Origin of the sequence: Sphingomonas lutea (genome assembly GCF_014396785.1) — a bacterium.
Taxonomy (GTDB): Bacteria; Pseudomonadota; Alphaproteobacteria; order Sphingomonadales; family Sphingomonadaceae; genus Sphingomicrobium; species Sphingomicrobium luteum.
In genome coordinates, this window is the sequence record NZ_CP060718.1 from 1,023,512 (window position 1) to 1,038,464 (window position 14,953).

The 14,953-nt window shown below is 66.3% G+C and carries 18 protein-coding genes, 1 tRNA gene and 1 pseudogene; 17 read left to right on the forward strand and 3 right to left on the reverse strand.

Going from position 1 to position 14,953, the window contains the following annotated elements; all coding sequences use genetic code 11:
* The first annotated feature begins 23 nt into the window (after positions 1-23).
* Genes H9L13_RS05225 through H9L13_RS05250 form a run of 6 tightly spaced genes read left to right on the forward strand, consistent with a single transcriptional unit; the run spans position 24 to position 5,492 of the window.
* The gene (locus H9L13_RS05225; protein WP_187539641.1) at positions 24-1,151 is read left to right on the forward strand and encodes a hypothetical protein; all 1,128 of its coding nucleotides are present in this window, start codon (positions 24-26) and stop codon (positions 1,149-1,151) included.
* The gene (locus tag H9L13_RS05230) at positions 1,135-1,362 is read left to right on the forward strand and encodes a hypothetical protein (protein WP_187539642.1); all 228 of its coding nucleotides are present in this window, start codon (positions 1,135-1,137) and stop codon (positions 1,360-1,362) included. Before H9L13_RS05225 ends, H9L13_RS05230 begins: the two co-directional genes overlap by 17 nt.
* A 56-nt stretch (positions 1,363-1,418) precedes the next feature.
* Entirely contained in the window at positions 1,419-1,943 is a 525-nt protein-coding gene (locus tag H9L13_RS05235) for a CvpA family protein (protein ID WP_187539644.1), read from the forward strand.
* Entirely contained in the window at positions 1,940-3,250 is a 1,311-nt protein-coding gene (gene cysS, locus H9L13_RS05240; RefSeq protein ID WP_187539646.1) for a cysteine--tRNA ligase, read from the forward strand. The genes H9L13_RS05235 and cysS overlap by 4 nt, the downstream gene beginning before the upstream one ends.
* Positions 3,247-3,669, forward strand: a complete 423-nt coding sequence (locus H9L13_RS05245; protein ID WP_187539647.1) for an iron-sulfur cluster assembly scaffold protein — start codon at positions 3,247-3,249, stop codon at positions 3,667-3,669. Before cysS ends, H9L13_RS05245 begins: the two co-directional genes overlap by 4 nt.
* On the forward strand, positions 3,666-5,492 hold the full coding sequence (locus tag H9L13_RS05250) for a cation:proton antiporter domain-containing protein (RefSeq protein WP_187539649.1): 1,827 nt from the start codon (positions 3,666-3,668) through the stop codon (positions 5,490-5,492). Before H9L13_RS05245 ends, H9L13_RS05250 begins: the two co-directional genes overlap by 4 nt.
* On the opposite strand, the gene H9L13_RS05255 is transcribed toward H9L13_RS05250, so the two are convergent.
* Positions 5,489-6,040: a shikimate kinase gene (locus H9L13_RS05255; RefSeq protein ID WP_235091205.1), complete on the reverse strand. Its 552-nt coding sequence runs from the start codon at positions 6,038-6,040 to the stop codon at positions 5,489-5,491. The two genes, H9L13_RS05250 and H9L13_RS05255, sit on opposite strands and share 4 nt — an antisense overlap.
* A 95-nt stretch (positions 6,041-6,135) precedes the next feature.
* Between H9L13_RS05255 and H9L13_RS12905 the strand changes: the two genes are divergently transcribed.
* The 5 genes from H9L13_RS12905 to H9L13_RS05275 all read left to right on the forward strand — a co-directional run bounded on the left by H9L13_RS12905 (position 6,136) and on the right by H9L13_RS05275 (position 11,424).
* On the forward strand, positions 6,136-6,270 hold the full coding sequence (locus H9L13_RS12905) for a hypothetical protein (protein ID WP_268825699.1): 135 nt from the start codon (positions 6,136-6,138) through the stop codon (positions 6,268-6,270).
* Positions 6,271-6,373: 103 nt separating this feature from the next.
* A complete protein-coding gene (locus H9L13_RS05260; RefSeq protein ID WP_187539651.1) occupies positions 6,374-8,008 on the forward strand; it encodes a hypothetical protein in 1,635 nt (544 codons plus the stop codon).
* A gap of 38 nt (positions 8,009-8,046) precedes the next feature.
* Complete coding sequence (locus H9L13_RS05265; protein WP_187540161.1) at positions 8,047-8,892, forward strand: tyrosine recombinase; 846 nt, start codon at positions 8,047-8,049, stop codon at positions 8,890-8,892.
* Positions 8,893-8,927: 35 nt separating this feature from the next.
* Positions 8,928-9,872 (forward strand): acetyl-CoA carboxylase carboxyltransferase subunit alpha, encoded by a 945-nt coding sequence (locus H9L13_RS05270; RefSeq protein WP_187539653.1) that lies wholly within the window; start codon positions 8,928-8,930, stop codon positions 9,870-9,872.
* Positions 9,873-9,951: 79 nt separating this feature from the next.
* Positions 9,952-11,424 (forward strand): M48 family metalloprotease, encoded by a 1,473-nt coding sequence (locus H9L13_RS05275; protein ID WP_187539655.1) that lies wholly within the window; start codon positions 9,952-9,954, stop codon positions 11,422-11,424.
* A 16-nt stretch (positions 11,425-11,440) separates the two neighbouring features.
* On the opposite strand, the gene H9L13_RS05280 is transcribed toward H9L13_RS05275, so the two are convergent.
* Positions 11,441-11,623: a Flp family type IVb pilin gene (locus H9L13_RS05280; RefSeq protein ID WP_187539657.1), complete on the reverse strand. Its 183-nt coding sequence runs from the start codon at positions 11,621-11,623 to the stop codon at positions 11,441-11,443.
* Between the two features lie 86 nt (positions 11,624-11,709).
* A complete protein-coding gene (locus H9L13_RS05285; protein ID WP_187539659.1) occupies positions 11,710-12,480 on the reverse strand; it encodes a methyltransferase domain-containing protein in 771 nt (256 codons plus the stop codon).
* 53 nt (positions 12,481-12,533) lie between these two features.
* Between H9L13_RS05285 and H9L13_RS13035 the strand changes: the two are divergent.
* The 6 genes and pseudogenes from H9L13_RS13035 to H9L13_RS05310 form a co-directional block, all read left to right on the forward strand.
* Positions 12,534-12,683, forward strand: a pseudogene (locus tag H9L13_RS13035) (double zinc ribbon domain-containing protein); the annotation flags it as partial.
* A gap of 21 nt (positions 12,684-12,704) precedes the next feature.
* On the forward strand, positions 12,705-13,271 hold the full coding sequence (locus tag H9L13_RS05290) for a ComF family protein (protein ID WP_425326499.1): 567 nt from the start codon (positions 12,705-12,707) through the stop codon (positions 13,269-13,271).
* A 36-nt stretch (positions 13,272-13,307) separates the two neighbouring features.
* The gene (gene grxC, locus H9L13_RS05295) at positions 13,308-13,565 is read left to right on the forward strand and encodes a glutaredoxin 3 (RefSeq protein ID WP_187539662.1); all 258 of its coding nucleotides are present in this window, start codon (positions 13,308-13,310) and stop codon (positions 13,563-13,565) included.
* Positions 13,562-14,389, forward strand: coding sequence for a carbon-nitrogen hydrolase family protein (locus H9L13_RS05300; protein ID WP_187539664.1), 828 nt, complete (start codon positions 13,562-13,564; stop codon positions 14,387-14,389). Before grxC ends, H9L13_RS05300 begins: the two co-directional genes overlap by 4 nt.
* Positions 14,386-14,790 carry a DUF1178 family protein gene (locus H9L13_RS05305; RefSeq protein WP_187539666.1) on the forward strand — a complete coding sequence of 135 codons (405 nt, stop codon included), beginning with the start codon at positions 14,386-14,388 and terminating at the stop codon, positions 14,788-14,790. Before H9L13_RS05300 ends, H9L13_RS05305 begins: the two co-directional genes overlap by 4 nt.
* 39 nt (positions 14,791-14,829) lie before the next feature.
* Positions 14,830-14,906: transfer RNA gene (locus tag H9L13_RS05310), tRNA-Arg, on the forward strand.
* Positions 14,907-14,953: the final 47 nt, after the last annotated feature.

Consider the following 14,953-nt stretch of genomic DNA (forward strand, 5'->3'; position numbering starts at 1 on the left):
CTTTGACCGAAACATCGTGATTTATGAGCAAGCGTTCGTCCCGCCTAGCCAAGGAATTGATGGTCGCAGGACTGGCCGTCCTGCTGCTGGCCGCCGCGCTCGTCGCCTTGAGTTGCACCGTCGGCGGCAACGATGCTCGCGCGGGGCTGCAGGGATTGGTGCGAGCGATCTGCCCGCCCGCCAATCGGAACGTCGTGCCTGCACCTGGAGGGTGGGGGGCACTGACCGGGATCATCTTTCTGATTGTCCTCGGGATCGCCTGCTTGATTGTCGGCGCGATATTGACCTTCCGTCCCGCCAGAAGCGCGGAGGACGATCAGGTTGAGATAAACCGGCACCAACCGACGACCGCGGTCGAGGCGCCGCCTGCGGCCAGCTTCGGCCGGTGCGAGAAACGTACACCTCGCCGATCGGCCGAGCCTAGCCAAGCATGGAGCCTTATGGACACCATCCGCAATCAAGTGGAGCTGGGCCAGCTCGACACGGCGCTCGAAATGGCCGGTCGGGCGATCGTCGAGAGCGGCAATCCGCGCCTCATCAAAGCGCTGAACGATAGTCGTCCACTCGACTGCGATTGGACGCAGGTCGTTGCTGCGGCGATCGAAGCGGACTTCGACGCCAAGGCCGCAGGACGCGAGGGATGCCGCGACATCCTTCTGCAACTCTCGGCCTTCCCCGAAGATCGTACGGTCTTCACCTCCGGTTTCTTCGGTCCGCGTCCGCCACAATCGGACAGCGATCGGCTGGAGCATGGGCAGCGGGCGCCGTCCCGGGTGGGGCGGAGCGAAGCCATTGACGTTCCGGGGTTGGCAGCGCTTGCTGCGCTCGAAAGCGACGCTGGGCTGAGCGGTCAACAGCGCATCGAACAGGAACGCTTGGCGGGGACCTTGCTCGTCCTGCGCTTTCTCGAGACGATCCGACGATATGCCGCGGACATGGGCTTCCCCTTCCCGGTCACGCTTCGTGCTGGCGTCGAGTCGGTCGGTGGGGAGGATGCCATTCGCCAGCTCTCGCCGCGCTTGCACATTGGACTTGCCGAGCCGGGTCGCGCCGATTGGCGCCGACGTCGTGCAACGGCTCGCCGATCGCTACGCCCGGCATGGCGAAGCTTGGCGGATCGATTGCCGGGATCGGGTGGCCGTGCTCCGTGAATCTTTCGCCGAGCGGGGTCGGGTCGAGAGCATGTTGATCCCCCACGACATGCCGGAGCATCGTTATTACGAAGACTTGGAAAACCGCCTGGTGATGTACGAGCCGGAGAATCGCGTTTCACCGGAGCAGTTCGCGAAGTTGGCGGCAAAGGTCGCAGAACATCGCGAGCGCGCCGGGCCGCGGCCGGTGGATCCGGCGCCCTACCTTTAGCCTCAAATCGGGGGCGCCACTGGCGCTCTGCGTCCGCCGACGCTAGCCGAAGCGCGATGACTGCGCTCGACGTCTTCGTCTTCCTGCTGCTGATCGGCGGCGCCCTTGTCGGCTTCGTGCGCGGCTTCGTGCACGAGGTGGTCTCGCTGCTCGCCTGGGTCTTCGCCATCGCGATGCTCAAGCTGTTCCACGATCAAATGTGGACCGGGCTGATCAATTCGACGGGCTCAAGCTCGCCGGCTGCCGCGGTGATCGCCTTCGCCATTCTGTTCCTTCCCAGCTTCGTGATCGTGAAGCTGCTTGCCAGGTCGCTGGGCGGAAAGACCCGGCGTTCGCGCTATCTCGGCCCATTCGACCGCATCCTCGGCGGCGGGTTCGGCATGCTCAAGGGGCTGCTCGGCGTGACGCTTTTCTTCCTCCTCGCCAATCTGGCGACCGACATGGTCTATGGCCCGCAGGCGGCGCGGCCTGAATGGATGCGCAAGTCGCGCACCTTCCCGCTGCTTAACGCCAGCGGCCGCGCGATCGTCGACTGGGTCGAGGCGCGGCGGCTGCATGTGAACAAGGTGGGGGAGGAATGATCCGGCTGTACGACACGATGGCGCGCGAGAAGCGCGAATTTCGCCCCGCCGACCCGAAGCGCATCACCATGTATGTGTGCGGGCCCACGGTTTATGGCCGCGCGCATATCGGCAATGCGCGGCCGGCGGTGGTGTTCGACACGCTCGCACGCCTGATTCGCCACGAATATGGCGAGAATTCCCTCGTTTACGCGCGCAACGTTACCGACGTCGATGACAAGATCATCGCCGCCGCCGAAGACGAGGGCGTCGATCCGGGCGTCATCACCAATCGCTACGAGCGGCATTACCTCGAGGACATGGGCGCGCTTGGTGTTGGCCCACCCGACATCGCGCCGCATGCGACGCAGGAAATCGCGGCGATGATTGCGATCATCGGGGAACTCATCGCCAAGAACCATGCTTACACCGCCGAGGGCCATGTGCTGTTCAGCGTCCCGAGCGACCCCGATTATGGCGCTTTGTCGCGCCGCGATCGTGACGCGATGATCGCCGGCGCGCGGGTCGAGGTCGCTCCCTACAAGCGCGATCCGGCGGACTTCGTGCTGTGGAAGCCTAGCCCCGAAGGCGTCGTCGGCTGGGACAGCCCGTGGGGCCGCGGCCGGCCGGGCTGGCACATCGAATGTTCGGCGATGATCCGCGCCCATCTCGGCAAGACGATCGACATTCATGGCGGTGGGCTCGACCTCATTTTCCCGCATCACGAAAATGAGATCGCGCAGAGCCGCTGCGCCCACGGCGGCGCCCCGCTTGCGCGCTATTGGGTGCACAACGGCTTCGTCGACATGGGCGCGGAGAAGATGTCGAAGTCGCTTGGCAACGTGATCACCCCGGCCGACCTGCTGGCGCAGGGGCATCGTGGCGAGACGCTTCGGCTGGCGCTGCTGTCGGCGCATTATCGCCAGCCGCTGGCGTGGACCGAGGATGCGATCTCGCAGGCCAAGACCATGCTCGATCGGCTCTACCGGTCGGCCGGGGATGCAACGGCCGGCGCGCCCGGGGAGAGCGTTGTGGAGGCCTTAGCGGACGACCTGAATACGCCGCTCGCGCTGACCCGATTGATGGCGCTCGATGATCCGGCAGTTCTCAGAGCCAGCGCGGCGCTGCTCGGCCTTTTGCAAAGCTCCGCCGACGAATGGTTTCGGGGCGATGCCGACGTGGCGACGATTGAAGCACGCATCGCCGAGCGCGTCGCCGCCAAGGCGGCACGCGACTTCGCAACGGCCGACCGTATTCGCGACGAACTCAAGGCCGAGGGCATTGTTTTGGAGGACGGACCGGCTGGGACTACATGGCGGCGGGAATGACCGCGCACGCCTACACGACCGACATCCTGCGCCTAGCGGCTTCGCTGGGCGAGCCGCGCGAACTGGACAGCGTTCATGGCCAGGCCGAGCTACGATCCCCGACTTGCGGAAGCGTCATTCGCCTTACGGTCGAACTTGACGACCACCGTCGCGTCAAATGCCTGTCGCAAGCGGTGCAGGCGTGCGCCTTCGGCCAGGCGTCGGCGGCGCTGATGGAGCAGGGGGTGACTGGCATGGGCCATAAGGACGCGGCGGACGCATTGCTCGCCCTGAGCGCGTGGCTGTCGGGCGCGCGCGACGATCCGGGCGAGTGGCCCGGCCTCGATGTCCTTGAACCCGCGCGGTCGCGCAGCGGGCGGCATGGGGCGATCCTGCTGCCGTTCCGCACGCTGTTGGCCGCGCTAGAGGACGCCAAATGAGCAGTGCGGCGGAAACCGCCGCGTCGACCACGGTCCTGCTCGAGGCGACCGCGATCATGCTCGGCGCGGCGCTGCTGTCGGTGCTCATTTTCCGCAAGCTGAAGCTCGGCGCGACCCTCGGCTATATCGTCGGCGGAATGGTGATCGGGCCGCAGGTGCTGGGCCTGATCCGCGATCCGGAAGCGCTCGCCGGGCTGACCGAAGTCGGGATTGCGCTGCTGCTGTTCATTGTCGGGCTCGAGCTCAATCCAGCGCGTCTGTGGCGGCTGCGGCGCGATATCTTCGGGCTTGGCCTGGCCCAGGTCGTGCTGTGCGGGATCGCGATCAGCCTGTTCGCGGGCGGTACTTTGAGCGTAACTTGGGCGGCGGCGCTGGCGATCGGCCTGCCGCTGGCGCTCAGCTCGACCGCGCAGGTGCTGCCGATGCTGCGCGCGGACAATGAGCTGACCACCGCCAAGGGCGAGCGCGCTTTCTCCATCCTGCTGTTCCAGGACCTCAGCATCGTGCCGATGATCACGATCATCGCCGCAATGTCGCGCGTTCCGCCCGACCCCGCGGCGCCGGGCGGCGCGATGCTGGCGCTGTACACCGTCGTCGCGGTGATCGGCCTGGTGCTCGCGGGACGCTTGCTGCTCGCGCCGATGTTCCGGCTGATCGGGCGTCTGGGCGAGCGCGAATTGTTTGTCGTCGCCGGCCTGTTCACGGTGATTGCCGCCTCCGCGCTGATGCATGCGTTCGGCCTGTCGGTCGCGCTCGGTGCGTTCGTCGCCGGGGTGATGCTCGCCGAAAGCCCTTACCGGCACGAGCTGGAAAGCGATGTCGAGCCTTTCCGCTCGATCCTTCTCGGCTTGTTCTTCCTCTCGGTCGGCATGATGCTCGACCTGTCGGTGATCGCCGAACGGCCGCTGTTCGTGGTCGGGATCGCGCTTGCGGTGATCGTCATCAAGACGGCGATCATCACGTTCCTCTCGCGCATTGCGAAGCGGCGTTGGAACGAAAGCTTCCGGCTTGGCCTGTTGCTCAGCCAGGCGGGTGAATTCGGCTTCGTCCTGTTCGCGCAGGCGGCGGCGGCGCAGCTGATCACTTCCGATGCTGCCTCCCTGCTCGGCGCGGTCATAACCCTATCGATGGCGACCACGCCGTTCCTGATGCGGCTGACCGACTGGCTCGAGCGGCGGGAAGAGCGTGCCGACGGGCGCGACGGGCCCGAACTTGGCCCGGACACGCCGATCATCATCGTCGGCTATGGCCGCTTCGGCCAGACGGTCGGCCAGATGCTGATGGCCAAGCGCGTTCCGGTGACCCTGGTCGATACCGACGCGGAGATGATCGACGTTGCCGGCGATTTTGGCACCAAGGTCTATTTCGGCGACGGCACGCGGATCGATCTGCTGCGCCTCGCCGGGGCGGAACAGGCGCGGGCGATCCTGTTCTGCAACGACAATGCGGCCGGCTCGCTCAGCCGCGAGGCGCTGGCGCGGGTGCTTGAGGCATTCCCGCATGCGCAAATCATGGTTCGCACCTTCGACCGGCGGCACATGATCGACCTCGATGGTCTCGACCTTGCCTATACTCAGCGCGAATTGTTCGAAAGCGCGGTCAAGATGGGCCGCGCGGCACTGGCCGAAGCGGGCATCGCGTCGGCCGAAGTCGACCGTGTCGAGCGCGAATATCGCTTGCGCGATTGCGAGCGGCTGGAGCGGCAGGCGAGCACCGGCAACCTGCGCGCCGGGCTCGAGCGATCCTTCGCCCCCGATCGCGCGCTGGCCGACGAGGAAGACGACCCGTCGGTGCAAGGCGAGTCGGAGTCGAGGCCGGGCTAGGCGGCGCTCCGCCTGGCGAGATGCGCGTCGATTTCGCGGACGATGGCGTCGACCACGTCCTTGTGGGCGCCATCCCCGCTGCGCACGTGGACATGCGCTTCGGCGTACGCCTGGCGCTCAATCTCGGCGAGGCGCTGCAGGGTTTCCTTCGGATCGGGTGTCTTCAGGAGCGGACGGGTGTCGCGCCGCCCGGTGCGCTCGGCCAGCACGTCGATCGGCGCATCGAGCCAGACCGTGATCGTCCGCTCGTTCAACAGGGCGCGGGTGCGCGGATCGACGAACACGCCGCCACCGGTGGCAATGACGCGCACTTGCCCGTCGACCAAGCGCGCTACGAGGCGCCGTTCCCCATCGCGATAATCCTGCTCGCCATAGCGTTCGAACACTTCGCCGGCGGGCAGGCCGACCGCATCCTCGATTTCCGAATCGCTATCGACGAAGGGCAGGGCCAGGCGCCTGGCGAGACGCCGGCCGACGGTCGACTTGCCGACCCCCATCAAGCCGACGAGGACGATGGGTCGGTCGAGACGCTTGGCCAGATCCTTCAAACTCGCTCCGCTCTGTCAGTCACGCGAAAAGGCTATACAGCGGCTTGCGCGCTCGGCAAAAGCGCCCCGACCGGGTTCAAATGTCACGGGAAGCCATGCCGAAAATCATCGTCCTTATCATCGTTCTCCTGCTCGTCGTCGGCGGCCTCTACTTCCTGTCGACGGTCCCCAGCGAGCAGCCCGCCCGAACGATCGAAGTCGACGTCCCGCAGAGCGGAAATGCGAGCTAAGGCGCTTCTGCTTCTCGCAGCGGGCGCGGCAGTTGCGCTGCCGGCGATCGCGCAGCAGGCTGCCCAACCCCAGCCGGCTCCCGCGCAACCTTCGACGAATGCCGTGGAGCCGACGGCCACGCCGGTGCGGCGCGCGCCCCCGGCGACCGGTGGGGACGAGAGCGGGGTTGCGGAGGTCACGCTCAACCTGCCTCCGCCGCCGCCACCGATCGAATATCCCGCCCACGCCCGCCGCGACCCGTGGTCGGTCGGTGCGCTTCAGCCGCAGCAGCACGGCCTTGGGGCGAATCCGTGGCGCGCCGCCAGCGGGGCGTTTCTCTCCACGCTGATGCGGCGAATGCAGACGCCGATTGCCTCGCGCTGGGCGCACATGGGCATGCGCCAGGCGCTGCTTGCCGAAGCGCGGGCGCCACGCGACGTGCACCCGGTCGATTGGGTGGCGGAGCGCGCCTGGCTCCTGCTGCGCATGGGCGAGGCCGATGCCGCCCGCATGCTCATCGCCGGCGTCGACACCGACCGCTTCACGCCCAAGATGACCCAGGTCGCAGTGCAAAGCGCGCTGGCCAGCTCGGACCCGCCGGCCTTGTGCCCAATCGAAGGCCGCATCGGTCGCCATGAAACCCGAGTCCGCGCGCTGGTCGAAGCGATCTGCGCCTCGCTTGCCGGGGAACCGGAAAGCGCGGCGGCGCAAATCGACCAGGCACGAAGGTTCGGGCGGATCGGCGGCATCGACCTCGTCCTCGCGGAGAAGGTCGTCGGCGCCGGCGCGAACACGGGACGCGCCGTCACCGTCGAGTGGGAACCGGTCGAGCACCTCACCGCTTGGCGCTACGGGCTAGCCACCGCGACGGGCATGACATTGCCGGAGCGGCTGATGGGGACGGCATCGCCCCAGCTGCACGCTTTCTATGCGCGGGCGCCATTATTGACGGCGGAGGATCGTTTGAAATCGGCGCACATCGCGACCGGCCTTGGCGTTTTTTCCTCGCAATCCCTGATCGATCTCTACGCGACGATCTACGACACGACAGATCCCGGCGACCTGCCCGAGACGGATGCGTGGCAGCTGCGGCAGGCCTTCGTCGCGCGCAACGCCGACGCGCGTCTGGCGGCCTTGCGCCGTGTCCTGGGCAATGAGAACGACACGCTGGAGCGCGAGGCGCATCGCGCGCTGGTCGCCCGCGCCGCAACTTTGGTGCAGCCGGACGCGGCTTTGGCGAGCGACGCGCCCGAGCTGATCTCGGCCATGCTGACTGCGGGGTACGATCGCCATGCGGCGCGCTGGGCCAACGCCGTGCAGCAGATGGACGACGCCAACGCCGACCGGGCCTGGGCGATGCTGGCGCTTGCGGCGCCCAATGCAGAGGCAGTGGACATCAGCTACGGCCGGATCACCAGCTTCATCGATCGCGACCAAAGCCGCCGCAAGCAGCGCAGCGCGCTGCTTGTTGCCGGCCTCGCGGGGCTCGGACGAATCAATGAACGCTCAGCGGTCGCGCTCAATCTGCGGTACGGTCTGGGGCTGGGCCGCTCGAACAGCTGGACCCGGATGATCCGGGCGGCGGCGCGCCGAGGCCAACCCGGCACTGTTCTCGTCCTCACCGGAACCGGTTTTCAGGGACAGACGCTCGACCGCCTGCCCGCGGCCTACATGTATCGATCGCTCCAAGCGCTAACTCGAACCGGCCAGGATTTCAGCGCACGGATGATCGCTGCCGAGGCGCTGTCCCGGACGTGACCGCGGACGACCAGGCGCTGGTTGACCGTTTCCTCGACATGATGGCGGCTGAAGCGGGCGCGTCGCGCCACACGCTTGCGGCCTATCGCAACGACCTCGAACAGACGGCGGCGTCGCTTGGCTCCGCCCTCGGCAAGGCAAGTGCGACGGATTTGTCGCGCCTCGGCGAGGCATGGGCCGACCTCGCCCCATCAACCGTCGCGCGCCGCTCCGCCGCGCTCCGGCGCTTCTACGGATTCCTGCTGGACGAAGGGTTGCGGGGGGACGACCCGTCGGCGGCCTTGCCGCGGCCCCGCCTCGAACGGCCGCTCCCGCGCATCCTTGATGAACAGGACGTAGGGCGGATGTTCGCGCAGGCGGAAGACCGCGCGGCGAGTGACCAGCCGATAGCGGTCCGCGACCTCGCGCTCCTTGAACTGCTGTACGGTTCGGGTCTGCGCGCGAGCGAGCTGGTGACCTTGCCCCGCGCCGCTGTCCGCAAGGAGCAGCCCTTCCTGATCCTGCGCGGCAAGGGTGGAAAGGAGCGGCTGGTCCCGATCTCCTCACGCGCGCAAACCGCGGTTCACCGGTGGCTCGAGCTTGTGCCCGCAGGGTCGCTGTGGCTTTTCCCCAGCCGCAACACGCATCTCAGCCGCGTGCGCCTGTTCCAGGTCGTCCGCCGACTGGCTGCGGACGCCGGAATCGGGCCCGACCGGGTTAGCCCGCACGTCCTTCGCCATGCCTTCGCCACGCACCTGCTTTCCGGGGGCGCCGACCTGCGCGTGCTTCAGTCCCTTTTGGGGCATGCCGACATCGCCACGACGCAGATCTACACCCATGTCGACAGCGCGCGCCTGGTCGAGCTGGTCAATGCGCGCCATCCACTGGCGACCCGCGGTCGTTGACGGCTGCCGCTGCTTCCGCCTAGGCCCCGCCGCCAATGCTGACCTATCTCGAATTCGAAAAGCCGATCGCCGAGCTGGATACCCGTGTCGCCCAATTGCGCGAGACGCATAACAGCTCGGACGAAATCGACATCGAAGCCGAGGTCTCGCGTCTCGAGGCCAAGGCGTCCAAGCTTCTTCGCGATACCTATTCGAAGCTGACGCCGTGGCAGAAGGCACAGGTCGCGCGTCATCCCGAGCGGCCGCACTTCAAGGACTATGTCGCCGGCATTGCCGAGGATTTCCTGCCGCTGGCGGGGGACCGCGCTTTCGCCGACGACCCGGCCATCATCGGCGGCCTGGCGCGGATCGACGGGCGCCGCGTGATGCTGATCGGGCATGAAAAGGGCGACGACACCGCCTCCCGCCTCAAACATAATTTCGGCATGGCCAAGCCGGAGGGATACCGGAAGGCGATCCGCCTGATGCAGCTGGCCGACCGGTTCGGGCTGCCGGTCGTCACCTTGGTCGATACGCCGGGCGCCTTTCCAGGAGTGCAGGCGGAAGAACGTGGCCAGGCCGAGGCCATTGCCCGCTCGACCGAGCAATGCCTGGCGCTCAAGGTCCCGATGATCGCCGTCGTGGTGGGCGAGGGCGGATCGGGCGGCGCGGTGGCGATTGCCGCCGCCAACCGGGTCCTGATGTTCGAACATGCGGTCTACTCGGTTATTTCGCCCGAAGGCTGCGCCTCGATCCTCTGGCGCACGGCGGACAAGGCCGCCGATGCGGCGGAAGCCATGAAGATCACCGCTTCGGACCTTCAGGCGCTGGGCGTCGTCGACCGCATCGTGTCGGAACCGTTGGGCGGCGCGCATCGCGACCCCGACGCCGCGATCGGCGGCCTCAAGGGCGCGATCGTCGAAGAGCTCGCGGACTGCGCGTCGCTCGGCCCCGACGAACTGCTCGCGCAGCGCCGCGCCAAATTCCTCGCCATCGGCTGATTGCCGGCAGGAACCCGCCCTTTCATTCTCCGTTCAAACTCGCCCGGCTTATTTCGGCGCCGAACGGAGAAGATATTCTATGCGCAAGCGCATTCTTTTGCTCGCCGCGAGCGCGGCGATTGTCAGCCCGGTGCTCGCTTCGGCGCAGGGCGGGCGGTACCTTAATCCCAGCGATGTTGCCGAGGCGCAGCGCGAGCATGCCGCGCTGGTGCAGGAACTTGGCGGCGCCGAAACTGGGGCGCGCGCCGCTTATGTCGAAAGCGTGGGGCGCCGCGTAGCTTCACAGACCGGCGTGGTGAATCCCGGACAGGCGTTCCGCTTCACCACCGTCAATTCGGCCGTGGAAAACGCCTTCGCGGTCCCGGGCGGCTACATTTACGTCACGCGCCAACTGCTCGGGCTGCTCGACGACGAATCGCAATTGGCTTTCGCGCTTGGCCACGAAGCGGCGCACGTTGCCGCCGACCACAGCCGTGCGCGGCAGGCCTATGCGCAGCGCAACAGCGTGCTTGGCGTTCTCGGCCAGGTGCTTGGCGCCGTGTTAGGCAACGGCGGGTTCGGCGGGATGGTCTCGCAGAGCGCCCAGCAAGCCGCCGCCATGCGCACCCTGAGCTTCTCGCGCGACCAGGAGTATCAGGCCGATACGCTTGCTCTTCGCTACCTGATCGGCTCCGGCTACGATCCTGCCGGTGGGCCGGGGATCCTGGCGGCGCTGACGCGCGCCACCGCGCTTCAGGGTCAAGTCCAGGGCCGATCGTCGCGCCAGACGCCGGAATGGGCGAGCACCCACCCGCTCAGCACCAATCGCATGCAGCGCGCCATGGCCGAAGCGCAGGCCAGCGGCCGCCTAGGGTCGGGCGTGCGCAACCGCGACGGGTATCTGGCGCAGATCGACGGGATCTATGTCGATGACGATCCCGAACAGGGGGTGATTGAAGGGCCGACCTTCACCCATCCCGATCTTCGTATCCAGTTCACCGTGCCCCAGGGCTATCTCATGCAGAACGGCACCTATGCGGTGACCGTGTCCGGCTCGGCCGGCCGCGCGCAATTCAGTGGCGGCCGCTACACGGGCTCGCTCGAAGACTATACGATGCGCGTCTACCAGCAACTGACGCGGGGCCAGATGAACATCAATGTGCCTCCGCCGCAGCGCGTGACGATCAACGGTATGCCCGCGGCGATTACGGCAACGCGGGTCAACACCCGATCCGGCGGGCTGGATGTCAGCGTTGTCGCTTATCAGTGGGATGCGCAGCGCGTATATCACTTCGTGATGCTGACGCGCGCAGGCTACGGCGTCGGTCCGTTCACGTCGATGGTCAACAGTGTGCGCCGGATCACGCCCGCTGAAGCATCGGCCATCCGACCGCGCGTGATCGATGTCGTGACCGTGGCGCGCGGCGACACCATTCAGTCGCTTGCGAACCGCATGGCGTATCGTGATTTCCGGCTGGAACGCTTCCTGTCGCTCAACGGCCTTCAGCCCACCAGCGCGCTCGCGCCGGGGCAGAAGGTAAAGCTGGTCGTGTATGGCAGCCGCAGGGGCTGATGCCTCCGCGCTGACCCTACATCTTGGCGTTCATGGTCTCGCTGAGGTTGCCCCACATTCCGTTCGAGCCACCACCTAGCTTTGACAGCCCACCCATCATCGCGATGGCAATGAGGGCGGCGATCAAGCCATATTCGATCGCGGTAGCTCCTCGCCGGTCGGCGCGAAGCTTGCGCAAGATTTTCCGGATAGCTTTCAAGCCACCCTCCTCTGGTCCACGTCCACGCGGCGGGTGTAAGGGGCGCCTGGTTAATAACTCTTACCGCTGACATCCTTAATGACGGGTCAGCCGTCTTTTTGCTCGGGTGTCCAGCCGGCGAAATGCAGGATTTCGAACGTCTCCACCGTGCGGCCGGCGTTGGCGGCGGCGGCAAAGCGGGTGGCGGCGGTAGCGTATTCGGCTCGCGAAAAGCCCTGCCGTGCCCGTCGGATCAGGATATTGGTTGCGCCCATCCGGCGGAGGTCGGTCACCAGCGACGGAAGACCACGATAGCTGACCTGGGCGCGATCGATGTCGACCACCGGCATGACGAAGCCAGCGCTGGAAAGAAGTGGGGCCAGGGCCGACGCCTCGATCCGGGGATGGACGTGCGGGGACGCCGCCTTGCCGTCAATGCCACGCAGCGCCGTCCGCAACTGAGGAAGGGTTTCGCCGCCGGATAGTGCGCCCAGCAACAGGCCGTCAGGCCGCAAGGCGTCCCGAAGATTGCGCAAGAAAAGGGGGAGTCCCTCCACGATGTCGAGCATCCCAATGGAGAGGATGAGGTCATACGTGCCCGGCGCCGGTTTCCACTCAGTCTCCAGAAATTGCGTTCCCAGCGCACCTCTTGCGAACAATGCACCGGGATCCGTCGCATCGACTTGATCCACAAGCCGGGCGAGCTGTCCGGGCCAGTCCGGGTTGGGGCAGCCTAGGATCAGCGCGCGGTTGAAGCGGCGTTGCACCAGTGTTATCCGTTCCAGGCAATCCCCGAAGGCGCGGTCGAACAGGAAGAGCGCCGGCCCGTGCCGCGCCGCGCGATCACGTCGGCGCGCGCGCAATTCCAGGTCGAACAAAGCGGACACGACGGTGCTTGTGCGACGGTCCCTTCCACGCGACAAGCGCCTTGATGAGGATCGGTCTGTTGCGCACTTGGGGTGGCTTGATACTCGATTTCGCCTTGCCCCCACGGTGCCCGGGCTGCGGGATCATCGTGGGCGATCTGCACCGGTTTTGCGTCGATTGCTGGAAAGGGATCGAATTTCTCGGCAACGGTGGATGCCAGACATGCGGATTGCCGTTGGCGGCAACCGAGGCCGAGGCGTGCGGCGCTTGCCTGGCGCAGCCCCCCATCATCGCCCGATCTCGCGCAGCGGTGCGCTATGACGATTTGTCGCGGGGTCTTGCGATTCGTCTGAAATACGGCCGCAAGGTCGCAATTGCGCGGACCATGGCGCACTACATGAGCCCCTTGGTCGATCCCGCCGCGACGCGGCCGGTGCTGGTTCCTGTACCGCTGCATCGCGGACGAATGTGGCGGCGCGGTTTCAACCAGTCCGCACTCGTTGCTCGCGAACTTGAGCGGCGACTTGCGATAAGAATGGATCCGTTCGCGCTCCGACGGGTCAAGCGGACCCCTCCGCTCAAAGGCATGAGCCGGCAGCAGCGGGCGAGGGCAGTCGCCGGGGCCTTCATGGTTCCGGACAAGGCCGCCGTGGCCGGCCGCACGGTGATCCTGGTCGACGACGTGCTTACCACCGGAAGCACTGCGGAAGCTTGCGCGCGCACGCTGCAACGCGCCGGGGCCGAGCGGGTGGAGCTGATCAGTTGGGCGCGCGTGGTGAAACCTTCGCAATTGATGCGTTGATGCGGCAACCTAGATTGTGTGCCGAAAGGATCGCGCGTGCCGCTCGTCGAAATCTACAGCAAGACCTTTTGCTCCTACTGCTGGCAGGCCAAGCGCCTGCTCGACAGCAAGGGCGTTGCGTACAAGGAAATCCTGCTCGATGGCGGCGGGCCTGAGCGCGACGTGATGATCTCTCGCGCCAATGGCCGCACCACCGTCCCGCAGATCTTTATCGACGACCGCCATATCGGCGGGTGTGGCGACTTGATGGCGTTGGATCGCGACGGAAAGCTGGACGCCTTGATCGCCGCATGACCCGGATCGCGGTCTTCCAGTCGAACACCGGGATTGACCCGGCCAGGAATGCGGCTGCGCTCGTCGATGCCATTCGTGCCGCGGCGGAGGGCGGGGCGACGATGCTCTTCACCCCTGAAATGTCGGGCCTGCTCGACCGCGATTCGGCCCGTGCCGCCGGAAACCTGCGGGTCGAGGATGAGGATGGGGTCCTTGCCGCCTGCGCCGAAGCGGCGGAGGCGCACGGCATCTGGGTGCACCTTGGCTCGGTCGCAGTGCTGGTCGATGACGGCAAGGTCGCCAATCGCGGTTTCGTGATCGACCGCAACGGCGGCATCCGCGCGCGGTATGACAAAATCCATCTTTTCGATGTCGATTTGCCGACCGGCGAGAGCTGGCGCGAATCCGCGGTCTATCAGGCTGGAAAGGGCGCAATGCTGGTCAATGGCACGCCGGTCGGCAAGCTGGGGCTGACCATCTGCTACGATTTGCGCTTCCCCGCACTTTTCGCGCGCATTGCTGAGGCCGATGCCGACGTCATCGCCGTCCCGGCCGCCTTTACGGTGCCGACAGGGCGGGCGCACTGGCATGTGCTGCTGCGCGCGCGGGCCATTGAAGCCGGGCTGTTCGTCGTTGCCGCGGCCCAATGCGGCCAGCATGAGGACGGACGCCAGACCTTCGGACACTCCCTTGTGGTAGACCCCTGGGGCGACGTCCTGCTCGACATGGGCAATGACGTCGGCGTTGGATTCGCAGACATCGACCTCGCGCGTATTTCCGAGGTCCGCTCGCGCATTCCAGCCTTGACGCATCGGCGCCCCATTCCGGAGGCCGAGAGCGCGTGATCGTCTTCGACCTTTTGTGCCGGGACGGCGGCGAAACCTTCGAAGCGTGGTTCCGATCGTCGGCGGATTACGAAGAGCAGCTCCTTCAAGGGCTGGTGCAATGCCCCCTTTGCGGATCGGCCGCGGTGGACAAGGCGCCGATGGCGCCACGTGTGCCCCGCAAGTCGACGCAGTCGTCGTCCTTGGCGAAGCTGGCTGAATTGCAGAGCGCCATGCTCGAGAAATCGCGCTGGGTCGGGGACGATTTCGCGGCCACAGCACGCAAGATGCATAATGGGGAGCTGGAACACGAAACCGTTCACGGCCGAGCAACGGTCGAGCAAGCCAAATCGCTGGTCGAAGATGGCGTTCCGGTTGCGCCGCTTCCGCTGCCCGTCGTCCCGCCGACGCAGGTCAATTGATCGATAGGGCGTGACTGCCTATTCGTCGGTTCGTGTTGGGGCCCCGTAGCTCAGCAGGATAGAGCATCAGATTCCTAATCTGAGGGCCACAGGTTCGAATCCTGTCGGGGTCACCACAGCTTAGATATGGAAGCCCTAATGCCAGCCGATTCGTCACGCACAG

Coding starts and splice junctions, on each gene's coding strand:
- H9L13_RS12905 (WP_268825699.1), top strand. CDS start 6,136: ATGCCGAAAATCATCGTCCTTATCATCGTTCTCCTGCTCGTCGTCGGC.
- H9L13_RS05265 (WP_187540161.1), top strand. CDS start 8,047: ATGATGGCGGCTGAAGCGGGCGCGTCGCGCCACACGCTTGCGGCCTAT.
- H9L13_RS05300 (WP_187539664.1), top strand. CDS start 13,562: ATGACCCGGATCGCGGTCTTCCAGTCGAACACCGGGATTGACCCGGCC.
- H9L13_RS05235 (WP_187539644.1), top strand. CDS start 1,419: ATGACTGCGCTCGACGTCTTCGTCTTCCTGCTGCTGATCGGCGGCGCC.
- H9L13_RS05275 (WP_187539655.1), top strand. CDS start 9,952: ATGCGCAAGCGCATTCTTTTGCTCGCCGCGAGCGCGGCGATTGTCAGC.
- H9L13_RS05270 (WP_187539653.1), top strand. CDS start 8,928: ATGCTGACCTATCTCGAATTCGAAAAGCCGATCGCCGAGCTGGATACC.
- H9L13_RS05250 (WP_187539649.1), top strand. CDS start 3,666: ATGAGCAGTGCGGCGGAAACCGCCGCGTCGACCACGGTCCTGCTCGAG.
- H9L13_RS05245 (WP_187539647.1), top strand. CDS start 3,247: ATGACCGCGCACGCCTACACGACCGACATCCTGCGCCTAGCGGCTTCG.
- cysS (WP_187539646.1), top strand. CDS start 1,940: ATGATCCGGCTGTACGACACGATGGCGCGCGAGAAGCGCGAATTTCGC.
- H9L13_RS05225 (WP_187539641.1), top strand. CDS start 24: ATGAGCAAGCGTTCGTCCCGCCTAGCCAAGGAATTGATGGTCGCAGGA.